Raw genomic sequence first — 25,602 nt, forward strand, 5'->3', positions numbered from 1 at the left:
ACACCACGGGTCGCGACATGAGCGGGGACATGAGCAGCGACACGGTGTGCGATGGGCCGGGCGACGGTGTGATCTCCGCGCGGGTGAGGCAGTCTATGCGCCATGAGCAGTGCACCTGATGCTGAGAAACCGTCGGCGGCGAGTTGGGTCGCCGACCACGTCTCCAGCCAGGTCGGCCGAACCTTCGTGGTGACTGGGGCGAACAGCGGGCTTGGCCTGGAGACCGTACGCACCCTCGGCGGCCTCGGCGCGGACGTGATCATGACCACCCGTGACCAGGACAAGGGCCAGCAGGCGATGGACGCGCTACTGGCCGAGCTACCGGACGCCAAGATCGAGCTGCGCTCGCTCGACCTCGCGGACCTGGACTCCGTGCGCGAGTTCGCCACCACTGTCGGCGCACTCGACGTGCTGATCAACAACGCCGGCGTGATGATGCCGCCGCACGGCCGCACCCGGCAGGGCTACGAGCTGCAGCTCGGTGTCAACCACCTCGGCCATTTCGCGCTCACCGGCCTGCTGCTGGAGCGAATCGCGAACAGCGAGGACGGCCGGGTGGTGACGGTGACCTCCGGCCTGCACAAGCGTGGCCGCATCCACTTCGACGACCTGCACGGTGAGCAGGACTACGGGCGCACCAAGTACTACGCGCAGTCCAAGCTGGCGAACGTCGTGTTCGCCATCGAGCTCAACAGACGGTTGCGCACCAACAACATCCCGGTCCGCAGCGTGCTCGCGCACCCCGGCTACTCGGCGACGAACCTGCAGTCGTCCGGTCCAACCGGCGTCGGCAAGCTGCTGATGAAGGCCGGCAACCGGTTGTTCGCGCAGGACGCGGAGATGGGGGCGCTGCCGCAGCTGTACGCGGCGACCGGCACGGACGTGGAGGGCGGCCAGTTCTACGGCCCGGACGGGCGCGGCGAGTCGAAGGGCTTCCCGACCCTGGTCGAGCCGCTCGACGACGCGCGCGACCGCGAGCTCGGCAAGCGGCTGTGGGACATCTCCGAGGAGCTGACGGGCGTGCGGATCCCGCTGGATCCGTGAACCTCCGCCCCGCGGGCGGCGCCGGTGCTCGCGGAGCGGTCGGGTTCAGTTGCGTGACTTCGACGGCTGGTCGTAGAGCGCGGCCACGAGGCGGACGAGGAACACGACTGCCACGAGCGCCACGACCACGATCTGAATCCACATGCTCGCCTCCGGAGATTCGGTCGGTGCATGCGACGTCCTCTAGTACGTAGGAGATAATGGGACCGTTCACGCGGACCGGCCGGGAACCCGTCCGGGACACGCCGGGTGGGTTCGTCCTTTTGGGCTAACGAGAGGTGTTTCGCGATCCGTCCGTGGCACGTCGGGGCCCTGGCTATGCTGGCCGGGTGAGCGCCTCGACCGACGACCTGCGGCGTGCCGAGCCATCGGAACCGTCGTCGGAACCGTCGGAACCGTCGTCGGAACTGCTGCCTCCCGTGCACGAGTCGGAGCTGCCCACCGAGCACGCGATGTACCGCCCGCGGCACGGCCCGAGGCAGCGCACGGCGCTCGCCTCGGCGGCCGTCTTCTTCTGCACCCCGCTGCTTCTGCTGGTGCTCGGCGTGCGCCCGCCGGCGATCGAGAACCGCGAGGTGGCCGCGTTCCCGACACCGGCCGACGGCTGGGGCATGTTCACCGGGCTGAACCCGTGGGCCGCCGACCACCTGCCGCTGCGTCCGCAGGCGCTCGGCCTCGCGGACGCCGTCAGCCGCGGGCTGTTCGGCGAGCCGCCCCCGCTCGGCCAGACACCGCAGCAGGGGCCGCCGGCGCAGGGCCCGGTCGCGCCGCCGGACCCGACCGAGGAGGACCGCAAGCGGATGCGCGAGGCGGGCTTCCCGCGGGTGATCGAGGGCAGCGAGGGCTGGCTGTACCTCGGCTACGACATGCTCGGCGCATGCCTGCCGGAGAAGCCGTTGGACGACGTGATCGACTCGCTGGACCGGCTGCGGGACGCGGTCGAGTCGTCGGGCCGGCGGTTCGTCCTGGTCGTCGCGCCGGACAAGTCGACGATGGTGCCGGAGTACCTGCCGACTGGCTACGTCGGCTCGAAGTGCGCGAGCGCGGCCCGTACGGAGTTCTGGCGCCGGGTGATCGACGACGCGGGAGCGACGGACATCCGCCCGGCCATCGAGGAGGTGGCGCGGAGCCGCGGCGAACCCATCTACTCCAAAGTGGACACGCACTGGACCTACGACGGCGGCCTCGTGATGACCCGGCTGCTCGCCGAGGAGATCGAGCCCGGCGTGTCCACGCCGTGGAAGGCGACACCCGCCGACGTCGTGCGGCGCGAGGGCGACCTGCCGCCGCTGATCGGCAAGCAGGTCGAGTTCCCGATGCGGTTCTACGACCTCGCGCCGGACGGCAAGACGGTCCGCAGCCGCTCGGTCGACACGGGTTTCCGGGAGCCGCTGAACATGACCCAGGCGCCGGGCCCGGGCGTGGTGGATCCGTCGGTCGGCGTGATCGCGGACTCGTTCACGCTGCTGGCGACGCCGTTCCTGGCGGGCACGTTCACGAACCTGACGGCCATCCACAGCGACACCATCGGCGTGGAACCGCGGTCGATCGGGCCGATGTTCGAGGACAAGGACGTCGTCGTGTTCCAGGCGGCCGAGCGGAGCCTGATCGGTGGCATCAACCCGTTGCTGGACAGGCAGACCATCGACGAGATCGGCGACCAGCTCGCCCAGCATCCCCGCTGAGCCCGGGTCAGCCGGGTCCTCAGTCCCCGGGGTTCGTGACGAAGCCTTCCTCGACCAGCCAGTCGCGCGCGACCACGGCCGGGTCCGTGCCGTCGCCGTCGATCTTGACGGATAGCTCCAGGATCGTCTCGTTGTCCAGCTTCGCCGAGATCGGTTCGAGGACGTCGGCCACCTGCGGGTAGGTGTCCAGGAACTCATTGCGGACCGTCACCGCGGCGTTGTACTGGGGGAAGGTCTTCTGGTCGTCCTCCAGGACGGCCAGGTCCAGGGTCAGGACGCGGCCGTCGGTCGTGAAGACCTCGCCGACGTTGCACGTGTTCCCGGCCGCCAGGGTCGAGTAGATCGTGCCGAGGCCGAACGTCTTGATGTTGGCGTCGGGCACGTCGAAGCCATAGGTCTTCTCCGCGCCGGCCAGGCCGTCCTGCCGCGCGATGAACTCCGACTCCAGGCAGAACGTGCCCAGCGACGGGTCCTCCTTCAGCAACGCGACCAGGTCGCTCAACGTCTTCAGGCCGTGCTCGTCGGCGAACTCCCGGGTGGTGGCGAACGCGTACTGGTCGTTGACCGGTGAGTATTCCAGCCAGGAGATGCCGTACTGCTCTTCGTCGGCCTTCTTCACCGCGTCGTACTGGGCCTGCTCCTCCGGGATCGGGTCGGTCTGGCCCTGGTAGTTGATCCAGCTCGTGCCGGTGTACTCCCAGTACAGGTCGATCTCGCCGTTCTCCAGGGCCTGCCGGTTGCTCGGCGAACCCTGGATGTTCGTCAGGTCCTCGACGTCCGCACCGGCCGCGGTCAGGGCCACCTCGGCCATGTAGCCCAGCAGGATGTTCTCCGTGAAGTTCTTCGAGCCCACGGTGATCTTCACACCCTCGAGCTCCGGCACGGGCTGGATCGAACCCGGCCCCACGTCGAACGGAAGCTTGTAGCCGGCGTCCAGGCCGCAGCCGGCCAGCAGGGCGCATCCGGCGAGCAGTGCGGTGAGGCGCCTCATCGCAACCCCCTAGGTCCCAGGTACCGCTCGGCCAGCGCACCGAGCCAGTCGACCAGCAGCGCCAGCCCGACCGCCAGCACGCCGCCGACCAGCAGCACGCTCGTCCGGGCCGTCTTGTAGCCCGAGTCGATCACGAAGCCCAGGCCGCCGCCGTTGACGAACAGCGCCAGGGTCGCCGTGCCCACCGCGAGCACCAGCGAGGTCCGCAGCCCGGCCAGCATGAGCGGCACCGCGAGCGGCAGCTCCACCCGGCGCAGCACGGTGAACGACGACATGCCGATCCCGCGCCCTGCGTCCACAAGGGACGGATCCACCTGCTGGATGCCCACCATCGTGTTGCGCAGCACCGGAAGCAGTGACACGAACGTCAGCGGGATCGCCGCCGCCCACAGTCCTTCCTGCTCGGTCCACAGGAAGTACAGCACCACCACGCCGATCGCCGGCGCCGCCTGGCCGATCGTCGCGACACCCACGAACAGCGGGGCGACAGGCCGCGCCCACTGTCTCGTGAGGACGATGCCTAGCGGGATCGCCACCGCGACCACGAGCACTGTCACCCAGAACGTGATCTCCAGGTGCTGCAGGGTCGAGGTCAGCAGCGTGCTGGCGTTGAGCGTCGTCTGCTCGATCGCGTCCAGCTCCGAGCTGAACACCCAGATCAGCGCGGCACCGACGAGCACGACCGTCGCGATCGGCTGCATGAACAGCCGCAGCAGCTCCGCGCGCCGGGAACCCGACTCGACCGAGAGCACGGCCCCCGTGTCGGCCGTCTTCTCGGCCGCCGTATCGGTCGCCCGGTCGGCCACCGTGTCGGTCATGAGGGGCTCTCCTCGCGGTGCTCGTCACGCAGCTCGCGGATCTTGGTGACCACCGTTTCCAGCTGGACCGTGCCCAGAACCTCCCCGCGGCCGCCGGTCACCACCGCGTTGCCGCCCTCGGTGAGGATCGCCTCGAGCGCATCTCGCAGCGTGGACTGCCGGGTCACCTTGTCGCCGACCGGTGTGCCGACGGCGGCGAGCGAGTCGCCCGCGACCTGCCTCGAGTGCGCCCAGCGCAACGGCCGGCGTTGGTCGTCGACGATCAGCACGTACTTCCGGCCGGCGTCCTCGAGCCGCTTGCGCACGTCGGCCGGCGACTCGTCCTCGGTCGCGGTGGCCGTGTCGGTGTTCAGCTCGATGTCCCGCACCCGCAGCAAACTGAGCTGCTTGAGTGAGGCGCCCGCGCCCACGAAGCCGGCGACCGTGTCGTCGGCCGGGTTCGCGAGGATCGCCTCCGGGGTGTCGTACTGCAGGATCGTGGACCGGTCGCCCAGCACCGCGATGCGGTCGCCGAGCTTCACCGCCTCGTCGAAGTCGTGGGTGACGAACACGATCGTCTTGCGCAGCTCGGCCTGCAGCCGCATCAACTCGTCCTGTAGGTTGCCCCGGGTGATCGGGTCGACCGCGCCGAAGGGCTCGTCCATCAGCAGCACCGGCGGGTCCGCGGCGAGCGCCCGGGCCACGCCGACGCGCTGCTGCTGACCGCCGGAGAGCTGGCGCGGGAAGCGGTGGAGGAACTCCCCGGGAGCCAGGCCGACGAGCCCGAGCATCTCCTCGACCCGCGCCCGCGCCCGCGCCTTGTCCCAGCCCAGCAGGCCCGGCACGACGCCGACGTTCTGCGCGACGGTCAGGTGCGGGAACAGGCCCGCCTGCTGGATCGCGTAGCCGATCCGGCGGCGCAAATCGTCCGGGTCGAGCGACAGCGCGTCCTCACCGCCGATCGTGATCCGGCCGGAGGTCGGCTCGATCAGCCGGTTGATCATGCGCATCGTGGTCGTCTTGCCGCAGCCGGACGGCCCCACGAAGATCGTGATCTTCCCGGGGTTGATCGTCATCGTGAAAGCGTCTACGGCAGCTCCGCGCTGCCCCGGGAAGCGCTTGGTGACGTCCTCCAGCTGGATCTCGACACCGGTGGTTTCTGCGGTGGTTTCGGCGGTGGTGCCCGCCACGACTTCAGCCACGGATACCCCTCGAGGTGGTGAGACGAGCGATGACGAGATAGAGACCATCGATGATCAACGCCATGAGCACGATGCCGATCGTGCCGGCGAGCGCCTGGTTGACCGAGTTCGCGCTGCCGGCCCGGTTCAGCCCGGAGAAGATCTCGGTGCCCAGGCCCGGCCCCTTCGCGTACGCGGCGATCGCCGCGATGCCCATCAGCATCTGCGTGCTGACCCGCATGCCGGCGAGGATCGCGGGCCAGGCCAGCCGTAGCTCGACCCGGGTCAGCACGGCGACCCGGTTCATGCCGATGCCGCGGGCGGCGTCGGTGACCGCCGCGTCCACGCCGCCGAGGCCGACGATCGTGTTGCGAACGATCGGCAGCAGCGCGTAGAGCACGAGCGCGGTGACCGTCGGCGCGACACCCAAGCCGAGGAGTGGGATCAGCAGGCCGAGCAACGCGAAGGACGGGATCGTCAGGATCGTGCTGGCGAGCGCCGTCGCGACGGTCGAGCCGACCGGGCTGCGGTACACGGCGATCCCGACGAGCACACCGATGACCGCGGCGATGATCGTGCACTGGATGACGACACTGGCGTGCTGGTACGCCTCGACGGCGAGCCGAGACCAGCGATCGCCGATGAACTCCCAGAGGTTCACTCTGGTCACCTCCGCCCGCCGCCCGGTGTGTGAAGGCCACCACCGTGGCGCATGTTGACCATCAAAGCAAGCATCGAGTCACTGATCTTTCGCGAAGCGCATATGCTTGGCCGACATGGGCCGACGGACGACCGGCGAAGCGCCTGCCACGCGGAGCTGGTTGCTGGCCTCCTGCGCGGCCGCGCTCGCCATCGCCGCACACGGCACCGGTGGTGGTGAGGTGTCCGACTGGGCACTCACCGCCCTGTTCACCGCCGTCCTCGCGTGGGGTGGCACATCGCTCGCCCGACGGGGCGGACTGCCGACCGTCGTCGTCGTGCTCGGCACGACGCAAATCGCGCAACACCTGTTGCTCACCGAGATCGCGGGCGGCGTGCACGCGCACGAACTCACCCCGCCGCCGGTCGACGGCCGGCTCATGCTCGCCACGCACGCGGTGGCCACGCTGATCACCGCCGTGCTGCTGCTGCGCGCCGACGCCGCGCTCGCCGCCACCCGCGCGGCCGTGGCGTGGTTGGTCGGCCGGCTGCGCGCGCTGTGCCCGCCGCCGCCGGAGGACACCGGCACCGAGACCGTCGCCACCGGCCTCCCGGCCCGACCGGGAGAGCTGCTGGAGGTGCTGTTACGCCAGGTCAGCCCGCGCCGCGGACCGCCCGTTCGCTCCTGAACCGAGCTCTTCCCATCGACGCGCCCGCGGCGGGTGCGTCGCTCATCCCTTAGCTTCAGGAGCGATTTCTCATGTCCACCAACGGGTTCAAGCGCGCCGGCGCGGTCGTCGGCGTCACCGTCGTCACCAGCGCGGCACTGCTGCTCGGCAGCGGGGCCGCCTCGGCGCACGTCACCGCCAAGGTCCTCGGCGAGACCGCGGAGCAGGGCGGCTACACCAAGATCACCCTCCGGGTGCCGAACGAGGAGGACGACGCGGGCACCGTCAAGCTCGAGGTCCAGGTGCCGACCGACACACCGATCTCCTCCATGCGCACCAAGGCCGTGCCGGGCTGGAAGGCCGTGGTCACCACGACCAAGCTCGACGAGCCGGTCGAGGTGCACGGCGCCGAGGTGGCCGAGGCGGTCAGCAAGATCACCTGGACGGCCGGCCCCGGCGTGCGGATCAACCCCGGCGAGTTCGCCGAGTTCGAGGTCTCCGGCGGCCCGCTGCCCGAGGCCGAGCAGCTCGTCATGCCGGCCATCCAGACCTACGACGACAAGAAGGTCGTGCGGTGGGACGAGCCGCCGACCGAGGACGGCAGCGAGCCGGAGCACCCGGCGCCGGTCGTCGAGCTCACCCCCGCGAGCGAGGGTTCCGGCCACCACGCGGCCTCGGCCCCGCCCGCGGAGGGCGAGTCCGGCGCGAGCCACGACGTCGAGAACGTGGCGGCGGAGTCGTCCAGTGACGACACCGCTCGCTGGCTCGGCGGCGCCGGCCTGCTCGTCGGCGCGCTCGGGCTCGGCGTCGGCGTCGGCGCCACCATGCGGGCGCGCAAGGCGGTGTCCGGGGCGAAGACGGGCGGCGAGTCATGAGGAGGCTCGCCGCCGTCCTGGTGCTGGTCGGGCTGACGCTGCTGGGCCTCGCCACACCGGCGGTCGCGCACAACTCGCTGGTCGGCAGCAACCCGGCCGACAAGGCGACCGTGCGGAGCAGCCCGTCGAACATCGAGCTGACCTTCGACCAGCCGGTGCAGAAGGGCGACGGGCTCAACACCATCTCGGTCGCCGGCCCCTCCAACACCGGCTGGAAGACCGGACCGGTGAACGTCGCCAGCAACGTGGTCAGCGCGTCGCTCGACGAGCTCGGCCCGGCCGGTGCCTACCGGATCTCGTACCGGATCGTGTCCGCCGACGGGCATCCGGTGTCCGGCGAGCTCGAGTTCACGCTGGCCAACGCCGGGAGCGGGACCAGCACGACCACGGCGACGGCCGAGGAGCAGGACGGCGGGCTGCCGATCTGGGTGTGGATCGTCGGCGCGGTCGTGGTGCTCGGCGCGGGGCTCACCGTGGCCATGCGCATCGGCGGCAAGCAACCGCGATGACCCAGCGATGATCCTGCGATGACCCGGACCCGGGCCACCGCGTCCGCCCGCCTTCCCCTGGTCCTGGCGCTGCTCGTGGCGGCGCTGGCCGGCGTGCTCGTCGGCCTGGCGCTCACCGCGGCGCAGCCGGTGGCCGGGGTGGCGGAGCCGGGCGCGGTGGTCCGGTTCGGGCTGCCCGTCGTGCGGGTGGTGCTCGACCTGTCGGCCGTGGCCACGGTCGGGCTCAGCCTGCTGCCGATCCTGGCCGGGTTCGACCGGCCGAAGCACCTCGAGCCCGTGCTCGACGCGGCCCGGCGCGCGGCGGCCGTGGCCGCCCTGCTCTGGGCGCTCGCGGCGCTGATGGCGCTGGTGCTGCAGACCGCCGAGGCGCGGCCGGGCGGTGGCACGGGCACCGCCGTCTCGCCGGCCGTGGTCGTGGCATACGTGCGCGAGGTCGGCGCCGGCAAGGCGCTGGCGTTCGTCGCCGGGGTGGCGCTGGTGTCGTTCGTGCTCGGGATCGCGTCGGTGCGGGTCGGTGAGTCGGTGCCGGCCGAGCTGCGGGCCGCGGTCGCGCTGTTCGGGCTGCTGCCGCTGCCGGTCACCGGGCACGCCACGAACTTCGAGTGGCGCGACTTCACGATGATCTCCCTCGAGCTGCATGTGCTCGGCGCGGTCGCGTGGACCGGTGGGCTGGGCGCGGTCGTGGTGTTGCTCGCGGCCAACCGCTCGCTGCTCGCCACGGCGCTGCCACGGTTCTCCCGGCTGGCGACCGTCTGCCTCGGTGTGGTCGCGGCGACCGGCCTGTTCAACGCGATCATGGAGCTGACCGCGAGCCACGGGCTGCTCGACGCGCTCTTCGGCTCCGGCTACGGCGTGCTGGTGCTGCTCAAGCTGACCTGCCTCGTGCTGCTCGCCGCGCTCGGCGGGAACATCCGCTTCCGGCTGCTGCCCGCGATCATGCGGCACCGGCGGACCGCGCTCGTCGGCTGGGCCGCGCTGGAGCTGTCGGTGATGGGGCTCGCCTTCGGCTTCGCGGTCGTGCTGAGCCGAGCCCCGGTGTCGTAGCCCGGAGTCGCGGACGGTCGGACGGGCCTGCCGGGTTGCACGTTCGGTCCGGCCGAACCGGCGAACGGCATCAGTGGACCGCTCGTCGCGCACGGTGAGATACGACTCGGCCACCTGGAGTCCCGAAAGTGCACGGAATGGCCTAACGGCGAGCGGTCAGTCCCGTTCGGTGAACTGCGCCGAGGAGAGGCTCGAGCGGCGCCGGATGACAGCGATCCGCGACACGTGACCGTTGCCGCGACGCTCGAGTTCGCGCCGGGAGATCCAGCCGGCCGCGTGGTGTCGGTAGGCCTGGGACAGCATGACCAACTCGGCGAGGAACTCCGCGGCTCGGTGCCGGCTCTCCTCGGGCAGGCGAGCCACGAGAGCCAGATGGTCCGCCACCATCTGGTCCAGGATCCGGGCGGAGGCGAGCGAACGCCGCGCGCGTCGACTCGGCCTCGTCACCAGCCTGCGCCTGGTCGGCGGCATGAACCACCTCGATCGTGGACGGAGAGGGGCTAGCCCGACAGAGGGTAGCGCGATCCGGGCCAAGGTCCACTCCTCCCCATCGTCCGATTGAGTGAATTTGCTCCTGAGCTGGACAAACGCATTGGTTGAACACGACACGCTCACCGGGCTTGTCGCTCGCTGGCAACGCAGTGTTACTACGCCGTGGACGCGGTTGGACCGAACGGGTCAGGTGTAGCGCGCCCATCTGGCGGACTTGTCGCCGCTGCGCACGTCGGCGAGCCTGCGGAACAGCTCGGGCCGTACCTCCGGCCGGCTGGACAGGATCGGCAGCACGCTCGTGATCAGCTTGAGCTCGCGCACCTCGCGGAGCACCGGGAAGCCCTCCCAGCGAGTCACGTCGAACCCGTAGGAGCGAACCAGCTCGCGGTAGCGCCCGGCCGGCTCACCGAACCGGACCACGCCGACCGCGAGCGGCGTCAGGTCCCACTCCGGCGGGCCGAGGCTCGCCGAGTCGAAGTCGCAGAGCACCGGGCCGGCCGGGCTCGGGATCAGGTTGCCCAGGTGCGCGTCGCCGTGCAGCAGCGAGGTGGGCAGCACGAACTCGAGCGCGTCGAGCCGGTCGCTCACCTTGTCGCAGCGCTTACGCAGGAACGCGAGATCGGCGTCGTCCAGGCCGTCCGCCTCGCCGATCCGCCGCCGCACGTCGTCCAGCGGCTCCCAGGCGGGCAGCGGGAACGCGGGCTCGGGCGGCTCGTGCAGCCGGCGCAGGAGTTTCGCCAGGTCACGCCCGCGGGGTCGGCGGCCGCCGTGCGGCACGGCCTCCCACACGGTCGCGAGGTAGGGGCCGGCGGCCACCGGCTGGACGATGCCGGACACCAGCCGCACGGCCGGCACGTCGTGCTCGGCGAGCCAGGTGGCCACCCGGACGACCTTGTCGACCCGGTGGCGCAGCGCGTTGGAGGCCACGATCCGCACCACGACGGGTGCGGTGGCCAGCTGGAAGACCGCGTTGTTCGTGCACCGCAACAGCTCGGCACCGGCCGGGTCCAGGCCCGCCGCGGCGCACACCGCGGTGAGGGCCTCGGCGAGGTTGTCCGGCGAGAACTGCCCGCCGCCGTCCGTATGGCCGTCCGCGCGCCTGCCCGGAGCCATGTCCGAGGCGGGCGTCGCGGTCATCGTGCAGCCTTGTCGACTCAGGACACGTCGGCGTCGTAGAACCTGGCGATGGTGTCGGACAGCTCCCGCGCGTCGCTGTAGTTGCGGCGCCTGTCCGCCTCGGCCTTGAGCGGCATGAGGCGGTCCCGGACGCGGCGCGACTTGAGGTGCTGGGCCAGGTCGACGGCCTGGTGGCCGACCTTGGCGCCGTGGTCGATGTCGCCGTCGAGGAGGTGGTTGGTGGCGAGGAAGCTGAGGTTGAACGCCTTGCTCCGCGCCATGTTGTCGCCGTAGGAGCCGATCGCTCGGTGCAGGGCCGGGATCGCGTACTTGGTGTGCTTGGTGTCCACCTGCTGGGCCAGCACGGTGTGCACCGTGCCGATCATGGCGTAGACGTCGTCCTCGTTGAAGAACTTCACCCAGTCCTCGGCCTCTCCGCCGTTCGCCCGCGCGAACTCGTCGCGGGTGCGGCCGATGAGCTTCATGGTCTGGTCCTCGTGACCCATCATCGCGTAGGCCCAGGCCTGGTTGGCGCAGATGACCGCCACGGCGAGCTCGGAGCCCGACTCCTGGGCCGCGATCTGGCCGAGCTGGAACATCTTCAGCGCGTCGTCGGGCGACTCCTTGTGCAGGTAGACCCGGCCCATGCGGTACAGGATGTTGGCGACCAGCTGGTTGGAGTCGCCGGCCTTCGCGAGCTCGAGGGCCCGCCCGAAATGGTTGCGCGCGGAGTCGATCAGGCCGATGTCGAACGAGGTCCAGCCGGCGAGGTTGTGCAGGTCCGCGAGCGCGACGTGCAATCGCTGCTTGACGACATCCGTCCCCGACGCGGACAGCATCTGCTGTCCCCAGGACAACTGGGCGACGACGGCGTCCCGGCAGAATCCTCCGCCGTACTGGTAGTCCAGCGAGCGGAGTGCCCGGGTGGCCGCCTCGACCTGGCGGACATCGGTCATCCCGATCCGACCAGGAGCGGGGGTCAACACGGGGTTGGACACCCACGATCCCGAGTCCGCGCCGAGTACATGCGCACCGACCGCGACCGCGGCGGCGTGCGCAAGGAACTTGCGACGCTTCACGTCCTCCGGCTCCTCAGCCTCCGGGGCTTCGCGCGTCGCGGCTACTCGTGCAGCCGTGACTTCGTCGTACGCGAGGCCCATGTATCCCCTCGGGACACCCAGGCCGTCGGAGATGCGCACAAGGACGTCGTAGGCCATGACCTGCCGACCCTTGAGGATCTCCGACACCTCGGACTGTGACTGGCCGGTGTATGCGGCGATCTGGCGCTGTGACACACCCTTACGTCGCAGCAGCTTGTAGATCGTGCTGACCTCCCGCGCGGCGAGCGCGTTTCGCATCTCCTGGTCTTCCCACACCTCCGGTGTAACGGAAGAGCTCTGAGATCCGATGGAGTTCATTCCGCCCCCTCACAGTCCGCTGGGCGTCAGCAGCAATGTATGCGCACTTCACAAGCCACGAGAAGTCCGGATCGGTGAACCTGATCGGTCCGACCGAAGTTCAGCGACCGCTCACCGTGAAACGACCGCCGATCGGCGCTATGACGCACCAATCTGCGTTCTCAGGCACCAATGTAGTTGGTTGTAAGCATACGAGCACGGAGGGAAGCCGCGACTGTGGAACTGGTCAGAAGCGCCGCGACCGCAGCATCGGCTACCCCGAGGAGGGTTCCCGGAATCGTCAGCGAGAGCTCGGTGGAGCCTCGCGAGGACCTGCACGGCTCCGCACTCGGCCGCAAGGTCTGGCGGATCAACTGCGGTGACGTGGTGAACCGGGAACGCTGTCTCACCGTGCTCGTCGAACGCAATCGGGTGGTCCTCGTCGGACCGCCGGGCGAAACCGCGGTGCTCACAGCAGGTCAACTCAACCAGCTGCAGATCGCGCTTCGTGAAGCCGCCGAGCAGGCGGAAAGGTGACGGTGACGTTTCGGTGGACGAGATACTCGGGCAGGTGCTGCGCAACGCGGTGTGGGAGCGGCTCGACATGCTCTCCGAGCTGGCCAACCGCGCAGACGCGCCGTCCCTGCTGTCCGTGGCCCGTTCCGAACTCCCCAGGCTGACCGAGGGCTGGCGGGCGATGCTCGCCGCCCACGAGCCGGACGAGAAGGGCAACTGCCCCGCATGCTCGTCCCGCTGGCGTCAGCAGAAGGCGCCCTGCTCCGTGTGGCAGGCGGCCTACGAACACCTGGTGGCAGGTGGCCTCGCGCCGGATCAGAATCAGGCGCGGCACGCGGTCGCCGAGCCCAGTCCGCGGCCCGCCTCGCCGGGCCGGTTGGCGAGCGCCAGGTGAAGCCGGCGACCTCGGCCCCCGTGACCCCGCACGCAGTGTGGCCGGAGGTCGCCTGATGGACCGGCGGTTCGACTGTTCGTCAGCACCCCCGAGCTTGGCGAAAGCGCGGGCCGCCGGTTCCCAAAACCGGTTGATCGCCGGATAACAGAACAAGACTCCACGGACCGGTGCTGCTGTACTCCCCCTCCCCCGACCAGCATCGGTCCGTGGCTCCATCACCGGACGACCCCTTCGGGCGCTTCGCGCCTCGACAGGGGTCGTCCGTCGCTTCTTTCCTTCCCCGCGCTTCATTTGGGTGGCGTGCTGACCAGTTTGGAGGGTCCTTCGCGAAGTTGGTGGTCGACTCGGGCGGTGACGGGCAGGATGGAGGCAGACCTCAGCTAGGAGATCATGTGGCGACCTCTGTGCCGTTGCGAAAGCAGCCCGTCCAGGAGCGCAGCGCGAAGCGCGTCGAACAGATGCTCAAGGCCTGCGCGTCGTTGATCGACGAACTCGGCTACGACGGCGTCACCACGACGCTGATCGCCGAGCGGGCCGGCGTCGCGGTCGGGTCGCTGTACCAGTTCTTCCCCGACAAGCGGGCGGTCGTCCAGGAGCTCACCAAGCGCAACCTCGCCCACTTCACCAATGAGATCGAGCGCCGGCTCGACTGGGACAACCTCAAGCACTGGTGGGACGGCGTCGACGAGATCATCGAGATCTACGTCGAGATGTACCGCAAGCTCCCCGGATTCGCCCGAGTCCGCTTCGGCGACGTCATCGACCTGCGGTTCATCGAGCCCGAGCGGGACAACAACACGGTCATCGCGGACGAGATCGCCGGGCTCATCGCGCGGAAGGTCGGGGTGCCCGTCGACAGCATCTACCGGCAGATCACGATCGCCAGCGACCTCGGCGACGCGATCCTCGCGCTCGCGTTCCGGCGCAGGCTGTTCGGCGAGCAGGACATGATCGACGAGGCCAAGCGCGTGGTGCGCAACTACCTCGAGGACGCGCTCTGACCCGCTAACCGAAACACCGCCCCTCGCCGCGGTAGGTCGGCACCGTCCGCGTCACCTCGTCGCCCTCGAGCACGTGGTACTCGGTGAACCGCTCCGCCAGCTCGCCCGCCTTCGTGTGGCGCAGCCATACCCGGTCGCCCACGTGCAGGTCCCGCGCCGCCCGCCCGGTCACCGGCGTCTGCACCTCGCCCGCGCCCTCCACGCCCAGCAGCTCGAGGCCCGCCGGCAGGTACGGCCTCGGCAGGCGGTCCTTGCCCGCCGCGCCCGACGCGACGTAGCCGCCGCCGAACAGGGTCGCGATCGCGCGCCGGGGCTTGCGCACCACCGGCAGCGCGAACAGCACGGCCGGCACCGGCGTGAACCGCCGGTAGTTGTCGAACAGCGTCGGACCGATCAGCCCGGAGCCGGCCGCCACCTCGGTGACCGACTCGTCGAGGCCCGTCGTCTCGATACTCCCCGTCCCGCCGCCGTTGACGAACTCCAGCTCGGCGACCTCCCGTATCGCGGCCACCACCTCTCTCCGCCGAGCGGTCAACTCCCGCGCCGAACGGCCCTGTATCCAACGCAGCACCGCCCCCGTCACGGGCTTGCCGGCCGGACGGTCGCCCAGGCCCGCGATCTGGCCCTCGTAGCCCATGAGACCGACCAGCCGGAACCCCGGCCTCCCGGCCACCGCCTTCGCGAGCGAGACCGCCTGCGGCACCGTGAACACCGGGGAACGGCGCGTGCCGACGTGCGCGACGTCGAGGCCGAACACCGGCCGCCAGGACACGTCCAGCTCCAGGCACACCCGGATGTCGGCATGCCCGACGCCGAGCGCCGCGTCGACCAGGTCCAGATGCGGGATCGAGTCGACCATGATCGCCACCCGCGCGCGGGCATGCTCGTCGTCGGCCAGCATGCGCAGCGCCGCGTGGTCCGTGGTCGGATATGCGACGAGGACGTCGACGTCCGCCAGGTCGGTGTCCCGCCACTGGCGCACGAGCCAGCGCGCCTCGGGCAGCGAGTACGCCATCACGCCGGTGAAGCCGTCCCGGCGCAGCACGCGCTCGAGGAGGAACCGGCAGCGCACCGACTTGCTGGCCACCCGGATCGGCCGGCCGGCGGCACGCCGCACCAGGTCCGCCGCGTTGTGGTCGAATGCGTCCAGATCGGCGACGGCGAGCGGCGGGTCCAGGTGCTTGGTCGCCGCGTCCAGCCGCGACCGGTGCGTTTCCCGGTGTGTATCCCGGTGTCTCACTGGGGGCACGCACCCACCGTACGACCTGGGAGGATCCCGTGGCACCAACGACCGCCTGGCGTAACTGGGCCGGCACCGAGTCCGCCGTCGCCACCGACGTCGTCCGGCCGCGCGACCTCGAGGAGCTCGCCGGCGCGGTCACCCGGGCCGCACGGGCCGGGAAGACGGTCCGGGCGCGCGGCAGCGGGCACTCCTTCACCGCGGTCGGCGCCGCCCACGACGTCGCGCTGGACCTCGGCGCCTGGACCGGGGTCACCGCCGCCGACCTGGACACCGAGACGGACACCGGGCTCGTCACGGTGCGGGCCGGCACCACGCTGCGCACCCTGAACGCGGAGCTGGACCGGCTGGGACTCGCCATGACCAACCTCGGCGACATCGACGCGCAGACGATCTCCGGCGCGATCTCCACCGGCACGCACGGCACCGGCGCGCGGTTCGGCGGCATCGCCACCCAGGTCGCCGGGCTGGAGCTGGTGCTCGCCGACGGATCGGTCGTCACGTGCTCGGCGACCGAGCGGCCCGAGCTGTTCGCCGCCGGCCGGGTCGGGCTCGGCGCGCTCGGCGTGATCTCCGCCGTGACGCTGCGGACCGAGCCGTCGTTCGTGCTCGCCGCCGAGGAACGGCCCGAGCCGCTCGACGAGGTGCTCGAGGCGCTCGACGAGAACTGTGCGGACAACGACCACTTCGAGTTCTACTGGTTTCCCTACGGCCCCAAGGCACTGACGAAGCGCGACAACCGGCTGCCGGCCGGCACGCCGCCGGCACCGCTGTCCGGGCCGCGACGGTTCGTCGAGTACGAGCTGATGGAGAACCGGGTCTTCGGCGCGGTGTGCCGGCTCGGCCGCCGCGTGCCGAAGCTGGTGCGGCCGCTGAACAAGCTGTCGTCGACGGTTCTGTCCGAACGGTCCTATCGGGACATCTCGCATCGGGTCTTCGTGACCAACCGGAACGTGCGGTTCGTCGAGTCGGAGTACGCGGTGCCGCGGGCGGCGCTGGGCGAGGTGCTGGCGGAGCTGCGCCGGCGGGTGCCCGAGCTCGCCGACCCGGTGATGTTCCCGGTGGAGATCCGCGTCGCGGCGGCCGACGACATCTGGCTTTCCACGGCGTACCAACGCGACTCGGCATACGTGGCGGTTCACCAGTTCATCGGCATGCCGTACCGGGCGTACTTCGACCTGTTCGAGTCGATCGTCGCCGGCGTGGGCGGCCGGCCGCACTGGGGGAAGCTGCACACGCTCGACGCGGCCGCGCTGCGCGAGCGCTACCCGCGGTTCGACGACTTCGTCGACCTGCGGACCACTGTGGACCCTTCCGGGGTGTTCGCGAATCCCTACCTGGATCGGGTTCTCGGCAAACTCCGCTGACGTTCGGGCTGTGTCGGGTCGGGGTAAGCGCCGCCGCGTGACGCGCCAAGCGGTGAGCGGTCGGTTTCCGTCGACGGGCGGGAGTGGACCTACCGGTCGGCCGCGGGACCGTGGTCACACCGTGCTCAGTGGACGGTGGCGGGCTGTCGAGCGGACGGCGGCGCGAGGAGTCAGGCGTACTCGGCGAGAGCCCGGTCGATCGGTGTCTCGCCGCCGACGAGCTCCAGCACCGTGCCGGCCGTTGCCGGGTGGTCGAGCAGGCCGACGAGCACGGTGGCGACGTCGTCGCGGGTGACCGCACCACGCGGCACGGACTCGGCGAGAGTGACCGCGCCGACCCCGGGATCGTCGGTGAGCCGGCCCGGTCGCAGGACCGTCCACTCCAGACTGCGGGGCATCAGGTCCGCGTCCGCGGCGGCCTTGGCCCGGAGGTAGGCGGCGAACACCTCGTCCATGCCCGAGTCGCCCGCGCGGTCCAGACCCATGGCGCTGATCTGGACGAAGCGGCGAGCACCGGCCGCCTCCGCGGCGTCGGCGAAGAGCACGGAGGCGGCGCGGTCGACGGTGTCCTTGCGGGCGGCGCCGCTGCCCGGCCCGGCGCCCGCGGCGAACACGACCGCTTCGGCGCCGGCGAGGACCTCGGCCACCTGGTCGACGGTCGTCTGCTCGAGGTCGAGGACGGCGGCGTCACCGCCGGCCGCCCGGACGTCCGCGACGTGGTCGGGGTTGCGCACGATGCCGACGACGGTGTCGCCGCGGTCCGCGAGCAGTCTGGTCAGTCGCAGCGCGATCTTCCCGTGCCCGCCCGCGATGACGACACGCATCAGGTCGTGGCGAGGATCTGCTCGTAGGCCAGCTCGTTGATCCACCGGTGCGTGCCGTCGACGCCGGCCGGTGCCCGGTCACCGCGCACCGCGAGGTCGAGCGTGACCTCGGGGCCCGGCTCGGCGCTCAGCACGCCGACGCCGTACGCGCGGGCCCGCGGCAGGCAGTTGACGAGGTAGTCGTTGGTGATCACCACCGACATCGGCAGCACCACGGCCGCGTCGCAGTACCGCAGGAACGGCACGGCGTTGACGAGGCCGGTGCGCCAGTGGCGGGTGACCGCGAGCGCACCCACGATGCGCACGGCGGGTTCGGGAACCTTGCCGGAGAACTCCGGCCAGACCCAGGTGGACACGGTCGCCCGGTCGACCTCCGGTCCCTGCCCGAGGCAGATGCGCTCGGCATGCGCGTCCGGCATCAGCTGGGCGACCAGGTTGACCCGCCGGCCCAACAGCTTCATCTCCGGCAGCACGACCCCCTGCCAACCGAGCTCCCGCGCTGCCGTGGCGGCCAGCTCGTGGACCTGTGCCGGCAGTTCAACGGAAGGAACAAGGGGCGACGGCACGGCCGTCAGGTTGTCCACTGCCGCCGTTCGCCCTGGAATGCCCGTCACGAACTCAGCCCTCTCCGCTACCGTCGCGCCGTTCAAGCCATCCCCTGCCAGACGCGGCGTTTTTTGGTACATGTCTGGCGTACCAGTTGGCAGCGCGTCAGACGCAGACGAGAACGTCCCTCCTGCGACCGACGGCGCCGAGCTGTCGGTGACCGGTCGACGACCGGTATTGGGACTTCTGCCCGGCTGTGCCGCCGTCTGGGTGAGTCGTGGGCTGGATGGTTGAACGCTCGGTGGCACCGAGGGTTGCACTGAGCTATCCGCGTCACACCAGGAAAGATCCACTCTTCCGTTGCCGCACAGCCCTTTCGGTGCCGCGCCTTACCCACACGGGACGGAGAGCCCGGGAAGTCGTTGTCCCCCAAGGGCTCGTCTCGTCCTCACGGTTGAACACGGAACGAAGGCACGCGACCGCCCGGCGAACCACTCACCCGTCCGGCCCACGACGAACGGAGGTATTCCCACGGCGACCGGTCGAATTCCGGCCACCGTCCGAACCGACGTCGAAGCGGTGCGTGATCCGTCCAGCGGACGGTGACCGACCCCACGATCCGCCAACAGCGGTCGAAACCGTAGGCACACCAAGGATCCCGGGACAGCGCGCCCGACAAATGGCAAGCGTGACGGCAACTTCGTGAAGGGCCGAGAGCCGACTGAGCAACCCCAAGCCCCCACCAACGTCAACCAACAGAGCCCCACGACCCAAGCGAGCGCGTTCGCCAGAGGCAACCGCAGCAGCGACCACAGGGCGGTGCGCGAGCACCGCCCTGTGGTGATCAACTGTGCTGGTAAACGCACAAACGCACCCACGCCGGGTCAGGAGGGAGCACGCACCGTGGGGGTCTGGGGGTCGCCCCCCAGAACGAGATGGAAAGGGGGGAAGATGCCTAAAGCATCGAACAAGGTGGGCGAGGGGGGAGTTGAACCCCCACGTCCTTACGGACACACGGACCTGAACCGTGCGCGTCTGCCATTCCGCCACTCGCCCGAGCGGGAACGTCGCGAAGCCTACACGCTCCAGAATCGGGTTTACACATCGCACTGTCCTCCAGGCCGGACACGGATACGATCGACCAAGGAACACGTACGCGGAAGGAGGTACCCATGGGCATCGGACAGCGGCTGAACCGCAAGTTGGAGAACCTCGTGGGCAACTCTTTCGCTCGCGTGTTCGGTGGCAACGTCGTGCCCCAAGAGGTGGCACAGGCGCTGCTGCGTGAAGGTGAGGTCAACGTTCGCGAGCTGGCTGGGGGTCGACAGCTGGCACCCAACCATTACATAGTGCAACTGGGTGCGGCCGACTTCGACAACTTCGCTGGCGATGAAGACCGCACAACAGCGCTGCTCGCGGACTGTGTGAAGGAGTATCTCTCCGAGCACCAATGGGACACCTATGGTGACGTCGTAGTCTCCCTGGAGCGCTCCGGCGCGCTGCACACCGGACAGTTTCGAATACGCTCGGCCGTCGACCCGGACGTCAAGAAGGCTTCGGGAAAGCGGTCAGCACCACCCCGCAACGCAGGAGACCGATCCATGAGCCAGCCTCCCGGCTACGGCCAGCCGCCCGAGGGCGATCCCTACGGACAGCAGTACGGCTACGGCCAGCAGCAAGGTTATGACCAGGGCTACGGCCAGCAAGGCGGCTACGACCAGGGTTACGGCCAGCAGGGCTACGACCAGGGTTACGGCCAGCAGCAGGGCTACGGCCAGCAGCAGGGCTACGACCAGGGTTACGGGCAACAGCAGGGCTATGGCCAGCAGGGGTACGACCAGGGTTACGGCCAGCAGCAGGGCTATGACCAGGGTTACGGCCAGCAGCAGGGCTACGGCCAGCAGCAGGGCTACGACCAGGGCTACGGCCAGCAGGGCTACCAGCAGGGCTACGGCCAGGGCGGCGGTGACCCGTACGCCCAGCAGAGCTACGCGCCGCCGGCGGTGCAGACCGGCCCGCGGCAGCTGAACGCGAGCCTGCAGCTGGACGACGGCTCGAACCGGACGTACTCGCTCAAGCAGGGCGGCAACGTCGTGGGCCGCGGCCAGGACGCCGACTTCCGGCTGCCCGACACCGGCGTCTCGCGCCGGCACCTGGAGATCACCTGGGACGGCCAGAGCGCCACCCTCGCGGACCTCGGTTCGACCAACGGCACCACGGTCAACGGCACGCCGGTACAGACCTGGCAGCTGGCGGACGGCGACGTCATCCGCATCGGGCACTCGTCGCTGGTGTTCCGTACCCAGGGCTGACTTCAGGCCGCGTAGAGCGACCATCAATACTGAGCACAGGCACCCGACGGGTGCCGGTGCCAGTACCCCATATCAACCGACCCCTACCGGCGGGAGCGTTCGCAGCAGGTGCCAGAGCTTGTTGTGCAGCTAACCAGAGCAGGGTTCCTCGCCCTGCTCTGGTTGTTCGTGCTGGCCGCCTTGCGGATCGTACGGTCCGACCTCTACGCGGCGGCCGGACTGAAGGTCGCGGTCCCGGGTTTCCGCCGCGGCACCGGAAAGAAGGCCAGGGGCGGCGGCAAGGCCCCCAGACAACTCGTGGTGACGCACGGCGCGCTTGCCGGGACCAGGATCTCGCTGGACGGCCGGCCGATCATGATCGGCCGAGCGGACGATTCCACGTTGGTCCTCGACGACGACTACGCGTCCACCAGACACGCGCGGATCTCGTTGCGGGGAACGGACTGGTACGTGGAAGATCTGGGCTCGACGAACGGGACTTACCTTGACCGGGCTAAGGTCACGGCACCCCTCCGGGTGCCTCTTGGGGCCCCGATCCGAATCGGCAAGACGGTGATCGAGCTACGGTCATGACCCTCGTCCTTCGCTATGCGGCCCGCAGCGACCGGGGCCTGGTCCGTTCCAACAACCAGGACTCCGTGTACGCGGGCCCCCGACTGCTCTCGCTCGCCGACGGCATGGGTGGGCACGCCGCGGGCGAGGTCGCCAGCAAGGTGGTCATCGCCGCGCTGGCGCCGCTCGACGACGACGAGCCGGGCGAGGATCTGCTGGGGCAGCTCCGGGAGGCCACACAGGCGGGAAACGGCGCGATCGCCGAGCTGGTGGCGGGCGATCCCGAGCTCGACGGCATGGGCACCACGCTCACCGCGGTCCTGTTCGCCGGCAGCCGGATCGGGCTCGTGCACATCGGCGACTCGCGGGCCTACCTACAGCGCAACGGCCAGTTCGCGCAGATCACCCATGACGACACGTTCGTCCAGTCGCTCATCGACGAGGGCCGGATCACCGAGGACGAGGCGGCCACCCACCCGCAACGCTCGCTGCTGCTCAAGGCGCTGACCGGGCACGAGGTGGAGCCGAACCTGACCATCCGCGAGGCGCGCGCGGGCGACCGGTACCTGCTGTGCTCGGACGGCCTGTCCGGCGTGGTCACCCATGAGACGCTCACGGAGACGATCAAGATCCCGGACGCGCAGGCCTGCGCCGATCGGATGATCGAGCTCGCGCTCAAGGGCGGCGGGCCGGACAACGTCACCGTGATCGTGGCCGACGTCGTGGACATCGACTTCGGCGAGGACGCCCCCATCGTGGGTGGCGCCGCGGGCAACGGGCAGGACGACCAGCCGCCGCCGGACTCGCCGGCCTCGCGCGCGGGCGCGATCACCTCGCCGCGCATCGAGCCGGTACGGGCCGAGCAGACCGAGCCGCCGCCGGACCCGAAGGCCAAGCGGCGCAAGCGGATCCGGTTGCTGGTACTGCTCATGCTGGTGCTGCTGGTGCTGGCCGGCGGCGCGGTCGCGACCTGGATCGTGGTGAACAAGCAGTACTACGTAGGCGAGGCCGACGACGGCGAGATCGCGATCTTCCAGGGGGTGCGCGGCAGCATCTTCGGCATCTCGCTGAACACCCAGGTGCAGGGCTCGTGCGACCCCGACGTGCCGACGTGCGACAAGTTCTACGTCGACGACCTGCGCCAACTCGGCCGCGATGCCGTGCGGTCGGGGACCGAGAGCTTCGACAACGTCCCGGACGCCCGCCAGTTCATCCAGGACCTGCGCACGAAGTACCCGCTGCCGACCTGTGAGTCGCTGATCAAGCAGCAGGAGCGCGAGGCGGGCGACCCGGCTCCGCCGACGACGACGAACAGACCGACCCAGGGCAGGCCACCGGCCGGTGGCACGACCACCCAAACTCCGTCGGCGACCTCGACGACGGCCGAACCGGAACCCGGGGTCAACTGTCGCAAGCCGCGCGGGGACGAGGGCGGCGGCTGATGGCGCAGCCGGGGCCAGTGTTGGCAGCGCAGGGCAGTGAGGCGCCAGGCAGATCGGCTCCGACCCGGCGTGGTACCGAACTGGCGATGCTGGCGTTCGCGGCCGGGCTGGTCACCGGCGCGCTGATGCTCGTGGAGGCGAATCAGCAGCAGACCCTCACGATCCGCCTCGTCTGGTACGGCCTGGCCTACCTCGCGCTGTTCGGCATCGCGCACGCGGCCGTGCGGAAGTGGGCACCCTTCGCCGACCCGCTGATCCTGCCGTGCGTCGCGTTACTGAACGGCATCGGCCTGGTGATGCTCTACCGGATCGACCTCGCCGAAGCCGCGGCCGCGTTGCAGTCGGACTCGGAGTTCGAGAACACCGTCTCGAAGCAGATCCTGTGGACGACGGTCGCGCTGGTGCTGTTCCTGGTCGTGCTCCACCTGGTCAAGGACCACCGCACGCTCACCCGCTACGGCTACACGTTCGGTCTGGTGGGGCTGTTCCTGCTGGCGCTGCCGGCGGTGCTGCCCGGCGTGATCGCGCCGACGATCAACGGCGCGAAGATCTGGCTGCGGTTCGGGCCGGTGTCGATCCAACCGGGTGAGTTCGCCAAGATCCTGCTGCTGATCTTCTTCGCGGCGTTCCTGGTGTCCAAGCGCGACCTGTTCATGGCGGCCGGCCGGCGGGTGCTCGGCATCGACCTGCCACGGGCACGCGACCTCGGGCCGATCCTGTTCTGCTGGGCGGTCTCGGTGATGGTGCTGGTCGCCGAGAAGGACCTCGGCACCTCGCTGCTGTTCTTCGGCACCGTGCTGGTGATGCTCTACGTGGCCACCGAGCGGGGCATCTGGGTGGGCGTGGGCCTGACGCTGTTCGCCGCCGGCTGCCTGGTCGCCTACCAGATCTTCGCCCACGTGCAGCTCCGCGTCGCCAACTGGCTCGACCCGTTCGCCGACTACAGCAGCGGCGGCTACCAGATCGCGCAGGCACTGTTCGGGCTGGGCACCGGCGGGGTCGGCGGCACCGGCCTCGGCGCCGGCCGGCCGGACATGGTGCCGCTCGCCAACAGCGACTTCATCACCGCGGCGATCGGCGAGGAGCTCGGCTTCATCGGGCTGTCCGCGCTGCTGCTCGTCTACATGATGCTGGCGATGCGCGGGATGCGCAGTGCCGTCGCGGTCCGCGACACGTTCGGCAAGCTGCTCGGCGGCGGTCTGTCGTTCGCGCTGATCATGCAGGTCTTCGTGGTGGTCGGCGGGGTCACGAAGCTGATCCCGATGACCGGCATCACCGCGCCGTTCCTGTCCGCGGGTGGCTCGTCGCTGCTCGCCAACTACGTGCTGGTGGCGCTGCTGCTGCGGATCTCCGACGCGGCGCGGCGCCCGCAGACCGGTGCGAAGCCCAAGCCCGCCCAGCAGGTTCCGATCGCCGATGCGGGCACCGTGATGGTGGAGCGTCCGTCATGAACACCCCACTGCGCCGCGTGGGCCTCGCCATGCTGGCGATGATCGTCCTGTTGCTCGCCAACGCGACCTACATCCAGGTCGTCAAGGCCGACGAATACCGCAACGACCCGCGCAACCAGCGGGTGCTGCTGGAGGAGTACTCCCGCCAGCGCGGCCGGATCGTCACCTCCGACGAGGTGATCATCGCCAATGTCAAGTCCACCGACGACCCGTTGCGCTATCAGCGGGTGTACGCGAACGGGCCGATGTACGCGCCGGTGACCGGCTACTACTCGGTTCGCTACGGCGCGACCGGCCTCGAGCGCGAGGAGGACGAGATCCTCAACGGGTCCGACGACCGGCTCTTCGTCCGCCGGCTGTCCGACCTGATCACCGGCCGGGACCCGCGCGGCGGCAACATCGTCACCACGATCGACTCGAAGGTCCAGAAGGCCGCCTACCAGGCGATGACCTCGAACGGCTTCAAGGGCGCGGTGGTGGCGCTGCGGCCGCGGACCGGCGAGATCCTCGGCATGGTCTCCACGCCGTCGTTCAACCCGAACCAGCTGGCCGTGCACGACGGGCGCGAGCAGGAGCAGGCGTACAACCGGTACCGGGACGACAAGAACCCGAACAAGCCGATGCGGAACCGGGCGATCTCGGAGAACTACGCGCCCGGCTCGACGTTCAAGCTCGTCACCGCGGCGACCGCGCTTGAGGACGGCAAGGACACGAACTACCAGCTGACCGCGTCCGCCGGCATCGACGTGATCACGGGCGACCCGTGCGACCCGTCCGGCGGCAGCAGTCGGTGCCTGTCGAACTACGCCGGCAACTCGTGCGGCGGCGGGCAGACCGCGACCATGGAGACCGCGCTCCAGCTGTCCTGCAACACCGCGTTCGCCCAGCTGGCCGTCCAGGAGGGCGAGGACAAGCTGCGGGACCAGGCGACGGCCTTCGGCATCGGCCAGACCGACCTGACGATCCCGATGTCGGTGGTGACCTCCTGCATCGGGCCGCAGTCGGACGGGAACTGCCTCGACATCGTCGACGAGCCCTCGCTGTATCAGAGCGGCATCGGCCAGCGCGACGTCCGGCTGAGCGCCCTGCAGAACGCGGTCATCGCCGGCACGATCGCCAACGACGGCGTGCGGATGCGCCCGCAGCTGGTGCAGCAGGTGCTCGCGCCGGACCTGTCGACCATCTCCGACTTCGAGGAAGAGGACGAGGGCGAGGCGATCTCGTCCGATACCGCCGAACAGCTTCGCGACATGATGATCCTCTCCGAGGAGAACACCGGCGGCGACGGGAAGCGCGGCGACCTCACGATCGCCTCGAAGACCGGTACCGCCGAGACCGGGGCAGACCCGAAGAACACCCCGCCATACGCGTGGTACGTGGCGTTCGCGCCGGCGGACGACCCTCAGGTCGCGGTCGCCGTGGTGGTAGAAAGCACTGACGTGGCGGCGACGGGCGGCAAGCTGTCCGCCGCGATCGGTCGGGCGACCATCAACGCCGCGCTTTCCGGGGGGAACTGAGC

General features: G+C 70.0%; 25 protein-coding genes and 1 tRNA gene. 15 read left to right on the top strand and 11 right to left on the bottom strand.

All coding sequences use genetic code 11. The features are described 5' to 3' along the window. Positions 1-102: 102 nt before the first annotated feature. Both ACRDTB_RS02265 and ACRDTB_RS02270 read left to right on the top strand, forming a co-directional pair. The gene (locus ACRDTB_RS02265; RefSeq protein ID WP_431428160.1) at positions 103-1,044 is read left to right on the top strand and encodes an oxidoreductase; all 942 of its coding nucleotides are present in this window, start codon (positions 103-105) and stop codon (positions 1,042-1,044) included. A 329-nt stretch (positions 1,045-1,373) separates the two neighbouring features. After that, positions 1,374-2,729 (top strand): alginate O-acetyltransferase AlgX-related protein, encoded by a 1,356-nt coding sequence (locus tag ACRDTB_RS02270; RefSeq protein WP_431428162.1) that lies wholly within the window; start codon positions 1,374-1,376, stop codon positions 2,727-2,729. A 19-nt stretch (positions 2,730-2,748) separates the two neighbouring features. Here the strand turns inward: ACRDTB_RS02270 and ACRDTB_RS02275 are convergent, their stop codons facing one another. The 4 genes from ACRDTB_RS02275 to ACRDTB_RS02290 are packed head-to-tail and all read right to left on the bottom strand — an operon-like array spanning position 2,749 to position 6,359. Continuing rightward, entirely contained in the window at positions 2,749-3,720 is a 972-nt protein-coding gene (locus tag ACRDTB_RS02275; RefSeq protein ID WP_431428163.1) for a glycine betaine ABC transporter substrate-binding protein, read from the bottom strand. Continuing rightward, a complete protein-coding gene (locus tag ACRDTB_RS02280; RefSeq protein ID WP_431428164.1) occupies positions 3,717-4,538 on the bottom strand; it encodes an ABC transporter permease in 822 nt (273 codons plus the stop codon). Before ACRDTB_RS02280 ends, ACRDTB_RS02275 begins: the two co-directional genes overlap by 4 nt. Next, positions 4,535-5,719: an ABC transporter ATP-binding protein gene (locus ACRDTB_RS02285; RefSeq protein ID WP_431428165.1), complete on the bottom strand. Its 1,185-nt coding sequence runs from the start codon at positions 5,717-5,719 to the stop codon at positions 4,535-4,537. Before ACRDTB_RS02285 ends, ACRDTB_RS02280 begins: the two co-directional genes overlap by 4 nt. After that, positions 5,712-6,359, bottom strand: coding sequence for an ABC transporter permease (locus ACRDTB_RS02290; protein WP_431428166.1), 648 nt, complete (start codon positions 6,357-6,359; stop codon positions 5,712-5,714). Before ACRDTB_RS02290 ends, ACRDTB_RS02285 begins: the two co-directional genes overlap by 8 nt. A 115-nt stretch (positions 6,360-6,474) precedes the next feature. Here ACRDTB_RS02290 and ACRDTB_RS02295 point away from each other — a divergent pair, with 115 nt between their 5' ends. From ACRDTB_RS02295 to ACRDTB_RS02310, 4 genes are all read left to right on the top strand, one after another. Beyond that, on the top strand, positions 6,475-7,026 hold the full coding sequence (locus ACRDTB_RS02295; protein ID WP_431428168.1) for a hypothetical protein: 552 nt from the start codon (positions 6,475-6,477) through the stop codon (positions 7,024-7,026). Positions 7,027-7,097: 71 nt separating this feature from the next. Beyond that, positions 7,098-7,880, top strand: coding sequence for a YcnI family copper-binding membrane protein (locus ACRDTB_RS02300; RefSeq protein ID WP_431428169.1), 783 nt, complete (start codon positions 7,098-7,100; stop codon positions 7,878-7,880). Further along, positions 7,877-8,389, top strand: a complete 513-nt coding sequence (locus ACRDTB_RS02305; RefSeq protein WP_431428171.1) for a copper resistance CopC family protein — start codon at positions 7,877-7,879, stop codon at positions 8,387-8,389. Before ACRDTB_RS02300 ends, ACRDTB_RS02305 begins: the two co-directional genes overlap by 4 nt. An 18-nt stretch (positions 8,390-8,407) precedes the next feature. After that, positions 8,408-9,433 carry a copper resistance D family protein gene (locus ACRDTB_RS02310; RefSeq protein WP_431428172.1) on the top strand — a complete coding sequence of 342 codons (1,026 nt, stop codon included), beginning with the start codon at positions 8,408-8,410 and terminating at the stop codon, positions 9,431-9,433. A gap of 156 nt (positions 9,434-9,589) precedes the next feature. Here the strand turns inward: ACRDTB_RS02310 and ACRDTB_RS02315 are convergent, their stop codons facing one another. From ACRDTB_RS02315 to ACRDTB_RS02325, 3 genes are all read right to left on the bottom strand, one after another. Then, on the bottom strand, positions 9,590-9,904 hold the full coding sequence (locus ACRDTB_RS02315; RefSeq protein WP_431428173.1) for a hypothetical protein: 315 nt from the start codon (positions 9,902-9,904) through the stop codon (positions 9,590-9,592). A 207-nt stretch (positions 9,905-10,111) separates the two neighbouring features. Then, positions 10,112-11,038: an aminoglycoside phosphotransferase family protein gene (locus ACRDTB_RS02320; RefSeq protein ID WP_431428245.1), complete on the bottom strand. Its 927-nt coding sequence runs from the start codon at positions 11,036-11,038 to the stop codon at positions 10,112-10,114. 41 nt (positions 11,039-11,079) lie between these two features. Beyond that, positions 11,080-12,459: a helix-turn-helix domain-containing protein gene (locus tag ACRDTB_RS02325; protein WP_431428174.1), complete on the bottom strand. Its 1,380-nt coding sequence runs from the start codon at positions 12,457-12,459 to the stop codon at positions 11,080-11,082. Between the two features lie 294 nt (positions 12,460-12,753). Between ACRDTB_RS02325 and ACRDTB_RS02330 the strand changes: the two genes are divergently transcribed. The 3 genes from ACRDTB_RS02330 (at position 12,754) to ACRDTB_RS02340 (ending at position 14,349) form a co-directional block, all read left to right on the top strand. Continuing rightward, positions 12,754-12,975, top strand: a complete 222-nt coding sequence (locus ACRDTB_RS02330) for a hypothetical protein (RefSeq protein ID WP_431428176.1) — start codon at positions 12,754-12,756, stop codon at positions 12,973-12,975. Between the two features lie 13 nt (positions 12,976-12,988). After that, positions 12,989-13,348 (top strand): hypothetical protein, encoded by a 360-nt coding sequence (locus ACRDTB_RS02335; RefSeq protein ID WP_431428177.1) that lies wholly within the window; start codon positions 12,989-12,991, stop codon positions 13,346-13,348. Between the two features lie 392 nt (positions 13,349-13,740). Beyond that, complete coding sequence (locus ACRDTB_RS02340) at positions 13,741-14,349, top strand: TetR family transcriptional regulator (RefSeq protein ID WP_431428179.1); 609 nt, start codon at positions 13,741-13,743, stop codon at positions 14,347-14,349. Positions 14,350-14,353: 4 nt separating this feature from the next. Here the strand turns inward: ACRDTB_RS02340 and ACRDTB_RS02345 are convergent, their stop codons facing one another. After that, positions 14,354-15,598 (bottom strand): amino acid deaminase/aldolase, encoded by a 1,245-nt coding sequence (locus ACRDTB_RS02345; RefSeq protein WP_431428180.1) that lies wholly within the window; start codon positions 15,596-15,598, stop codon positions 14,354-14,356. A gap of 29 nt (positions 15,599-15,627) precedes the next feature. On the opposite strand from ACRDTB_RS02345, the gene ACRDTB_RS02350 reads away from it, so the two are divergent. After that, positions 15,628-16,956, top strand: a complete 1,329-nt coding sequence (locus tag ACRDTB_RS02350; RefSeq protein ID WP_431428182.1) for a D-arabinono-1,4-lactone oxidase — start codon at positions 15,628-15,630, stop codon at positions 16,954-16,956. 170 nt (positions 16,957-17,126) lie between these two features. Here the strand turns inward: ACRDTB_RS02350 and ACRDTB_RS02355 are convergent, their stop codons facing one another. The 3 genes from ACRDTB_RS02355 to ACRDTB_RS02365 form a co-directional block, all read right to left on the bottom strand. Then, positions 17,127-17,780, bottom strand: a complete 654-nt coding sequence (locus ACRDTB_RS02355) for an NAD(P)-binding oxidoreductase (RefSeq protein ID WP_431428183.1) — start codon at positions 17,778-17,780, stop codon at positions 17,127-17,129. Beyond that, positions 17,780-18,346, bottom strand: coding sequence for a hypothetical protein (locus ACRDTB_RS02360; protein ID WP_431428184.1), 567 nt, complete (start codon positions 18,344-18,346; stop codon positions 17,780-17,782). Before ACRDTB_RS02360 ends, ACRDTB_RS02355 begins: the two co-directional genes overlap by 1 nt. 953 nt (positions 18,347-19,299) lie before the next feature. Next, positions 19,300-19,382 (bottom strand) — tRNA-Leu (locus ACRDTB_RS02365). Positions 19,383-19,498: 116 nt separating this feature from the next. On the opposite strand from ACRDTB_RS02365, the gene ACRDTB_RS02370 reads away from it, so the two are divergent. From ACRDTB_RS02370 to ACRDTB_RS02390, 5 genes are all read left to right on the top strand, one after another. After that, positions 19,499-20,638 carry a DUF3662 and FHA domain-containing protein gene (locus tag ACRDTB_RS02370; protein WP_431428186.1) on the top strand — a complete coding sequence of 380 codons (1,140 nt, stop codon included), beginning with the start codon at positions 19,499-19,501 and terminating at the stop codon, positions 20,636-20,638. Positions 20,639-20,746: 108 nt separating this feature from the next. Further along, positions 20,747-21,211 carry an FHA domain-containing protein FhaB/FipA gene (locus tag ACRDTB_RS02375; RefSeq protein WP_431428187.1) on the top strand — a complete coding sequence of 155 codons (465 nt, stop codon included), beginning with the start codon at positions 20,747-20,749 and terminating at the stop codon, positions 21,209-21,211. After that, entirely contained in the window at positions 21,208-22,632 is a 1,425-nt protein-coding gene (locus tag ACRDTB_RS02380) for a PP2C family protein-serine/threonine phosphatase (RefSeq protein WP_431428189.1), read from the top strand. The genes ACRDTB_RS02375 and ACRDTB_RS02380 overlap by 4 nt, the downstream gene beginning before the upstream one ends. Next, entirely contained in the window at positions 22,632-24,083 is a 1,452-nt protein-coding gene (locus tag ACRDTB_RS02385; protein ID WP_431428191.1) for an FtsW/RodA/SpoVE family cell cycle protein, read from the top strand. Before ACRDTB_RS02380 ends, ACRDTB_RS02385 begins: the two co-directional genes overlap by 1 nt. Further along, positions 24,080-25,600, top strand: a complete 1,521-nt coding sequence (locus ACRDTB_RS02390) for a peptidoglycan D,D-transpeptidase FtsI family protein (protein ID WP_431428192.1) — start codon at positions 24,080-24,082, stop codon at positions 25,598-25,600. The genes ACRDTB_RS02385 and ACRDTB_RS02390 overlap by 4 nt, the downstream gene beginning before the upstream one ends. Positions 25,601-25,602: the final 2 nt, after the last annotated feature.

The sequence above is a fragment of the Actinophytocola sp. genome (assembly GCF_050699935.1).
Taxonomy (GTDB): domain Bacteria; phylum Actinomycetota; class Actinomycetes; order Mycobacteriales; family Pseudonocardiaceae; genus Actinophytocola.

What these genes read in the sequence shown, in the direction of transcription:
- ACRDTB_RS02265 (WP_431428160.1), top strand. Translation starts at nt 103, where the DNA reads ATGAGCAGTGCACCTGATGCTGAGAAACCGTCGGCGGCGAGTTGGGTC.
- ACRDTB_RS02275 (WP_431428163.1), bottom strand. Translation starts at nt 3,720, where the DNA reads ATGAGGCGCCTCACCGCACTGCTCGCCGGATGCGCCCTGCTGGCCGGC.
- ACRDTB_RS02280 (WP_431428164.1), bottom strand. Translation starts at nt 4,538, where the DNA reads ATGACCGACACGGTGGCCGACCGGGCGACCGATACGGCGGCCGAGAAG.
- ACRDTB_RS02295 (WP_431428168.1), top strand. Translation starts at nt 6,475, where the DNA reads ATGGGCCGACGGACGACCGGCGAAGCGCCTGCCACGCGGAGCTGGTTG.
- ACRDTB_RS02300 (WP_431428169.1), top strand. Translation starts at nt 7,098, where the DNA reads ATGTCCACCAACGGGTTCAAGCGCGCCGGCGCGGTCGTCGGCGTCACC.
- ACRDTB_RS02305 (WP_431428171.1), top strand. Translation starts at nt 7,877, where the DNA reads ATGAGGAGGCTCGCCGCCGTCCTGGTGCTGGTCGGGCTGACGCTGCTG.
- ACRDTB_RS02310 (WP_431428172.1), top strand. Translation starts at nt 8,408, where the DNA reads ATGACCCGGACCCGGGCCACCGCGTCCGCCCGCCTTCCCCTGGTCCTG.
- ACRDTB_RS02315 (WP_431428173.1), bottom strand. Translation starts at nt 9,904, where the DNA reads ATGCCGCCGACCAGGCGCAGGCTGGTGACGAGGCCGAGTCGACGCGCG.
- ACRDTB_RS02320 (WP_431428245.1), bottom strand. Translation starts at nt 11,038, where the DNA reads ATGGCTCCGGGCAGGCGCGCGGACGGCCATACGGACGGCGGCGGGCAG.
- ACRDTB_RS02325 (WP_431428174.1), bottom strand. Translation starts at nt 12,459, where the DNA reads ATGAACTCCATCGGATCTCAGAGCTCTTCCGTTACACCGGAGGTGTGG.
- ACRDTB_RS02355 (WP_431428183.1), bottom strand. Translation starts at nt 17,780, where the DNA reads ATGCGTGTCGTCATCGCGGGCGGGCACGGGAAGATCGCGCTGCGACTG.
- ACRDTB_RS02370 (WP_431428186.1), top strand. Translation starts at nt 19,499, where the DNA reads ATGGGCATCGGACAGCGGCTGAACCGCAAGTTGGAGAACCTCGTGGGC.
- ACRDTB_RS02380 (WP_431428189.1), top strand. Translation starts at nt 21,208, where the DNA reads ATGACCCTCGTCCTTCGCTATGCGGCCCGCAGCGACCGGGGCCTGGTC.
- ACRDTB_RS02385 (WP_431428191.1), top strand. Translation starts at nt 22,632, where the DNA reads ATGGCGCAGCCGGGGCCAGTGTTGGCAGCGCAGGGCAGTGAGGCGCCA.
- ACRDTB_RS02390 (WP_431428192.1), top strand. Translation starts at nt 24,080, where the DNA reads ATGAACACCCCACTGCGCCGCGTGGGCCTCGCCATGCTGGCGATGATC.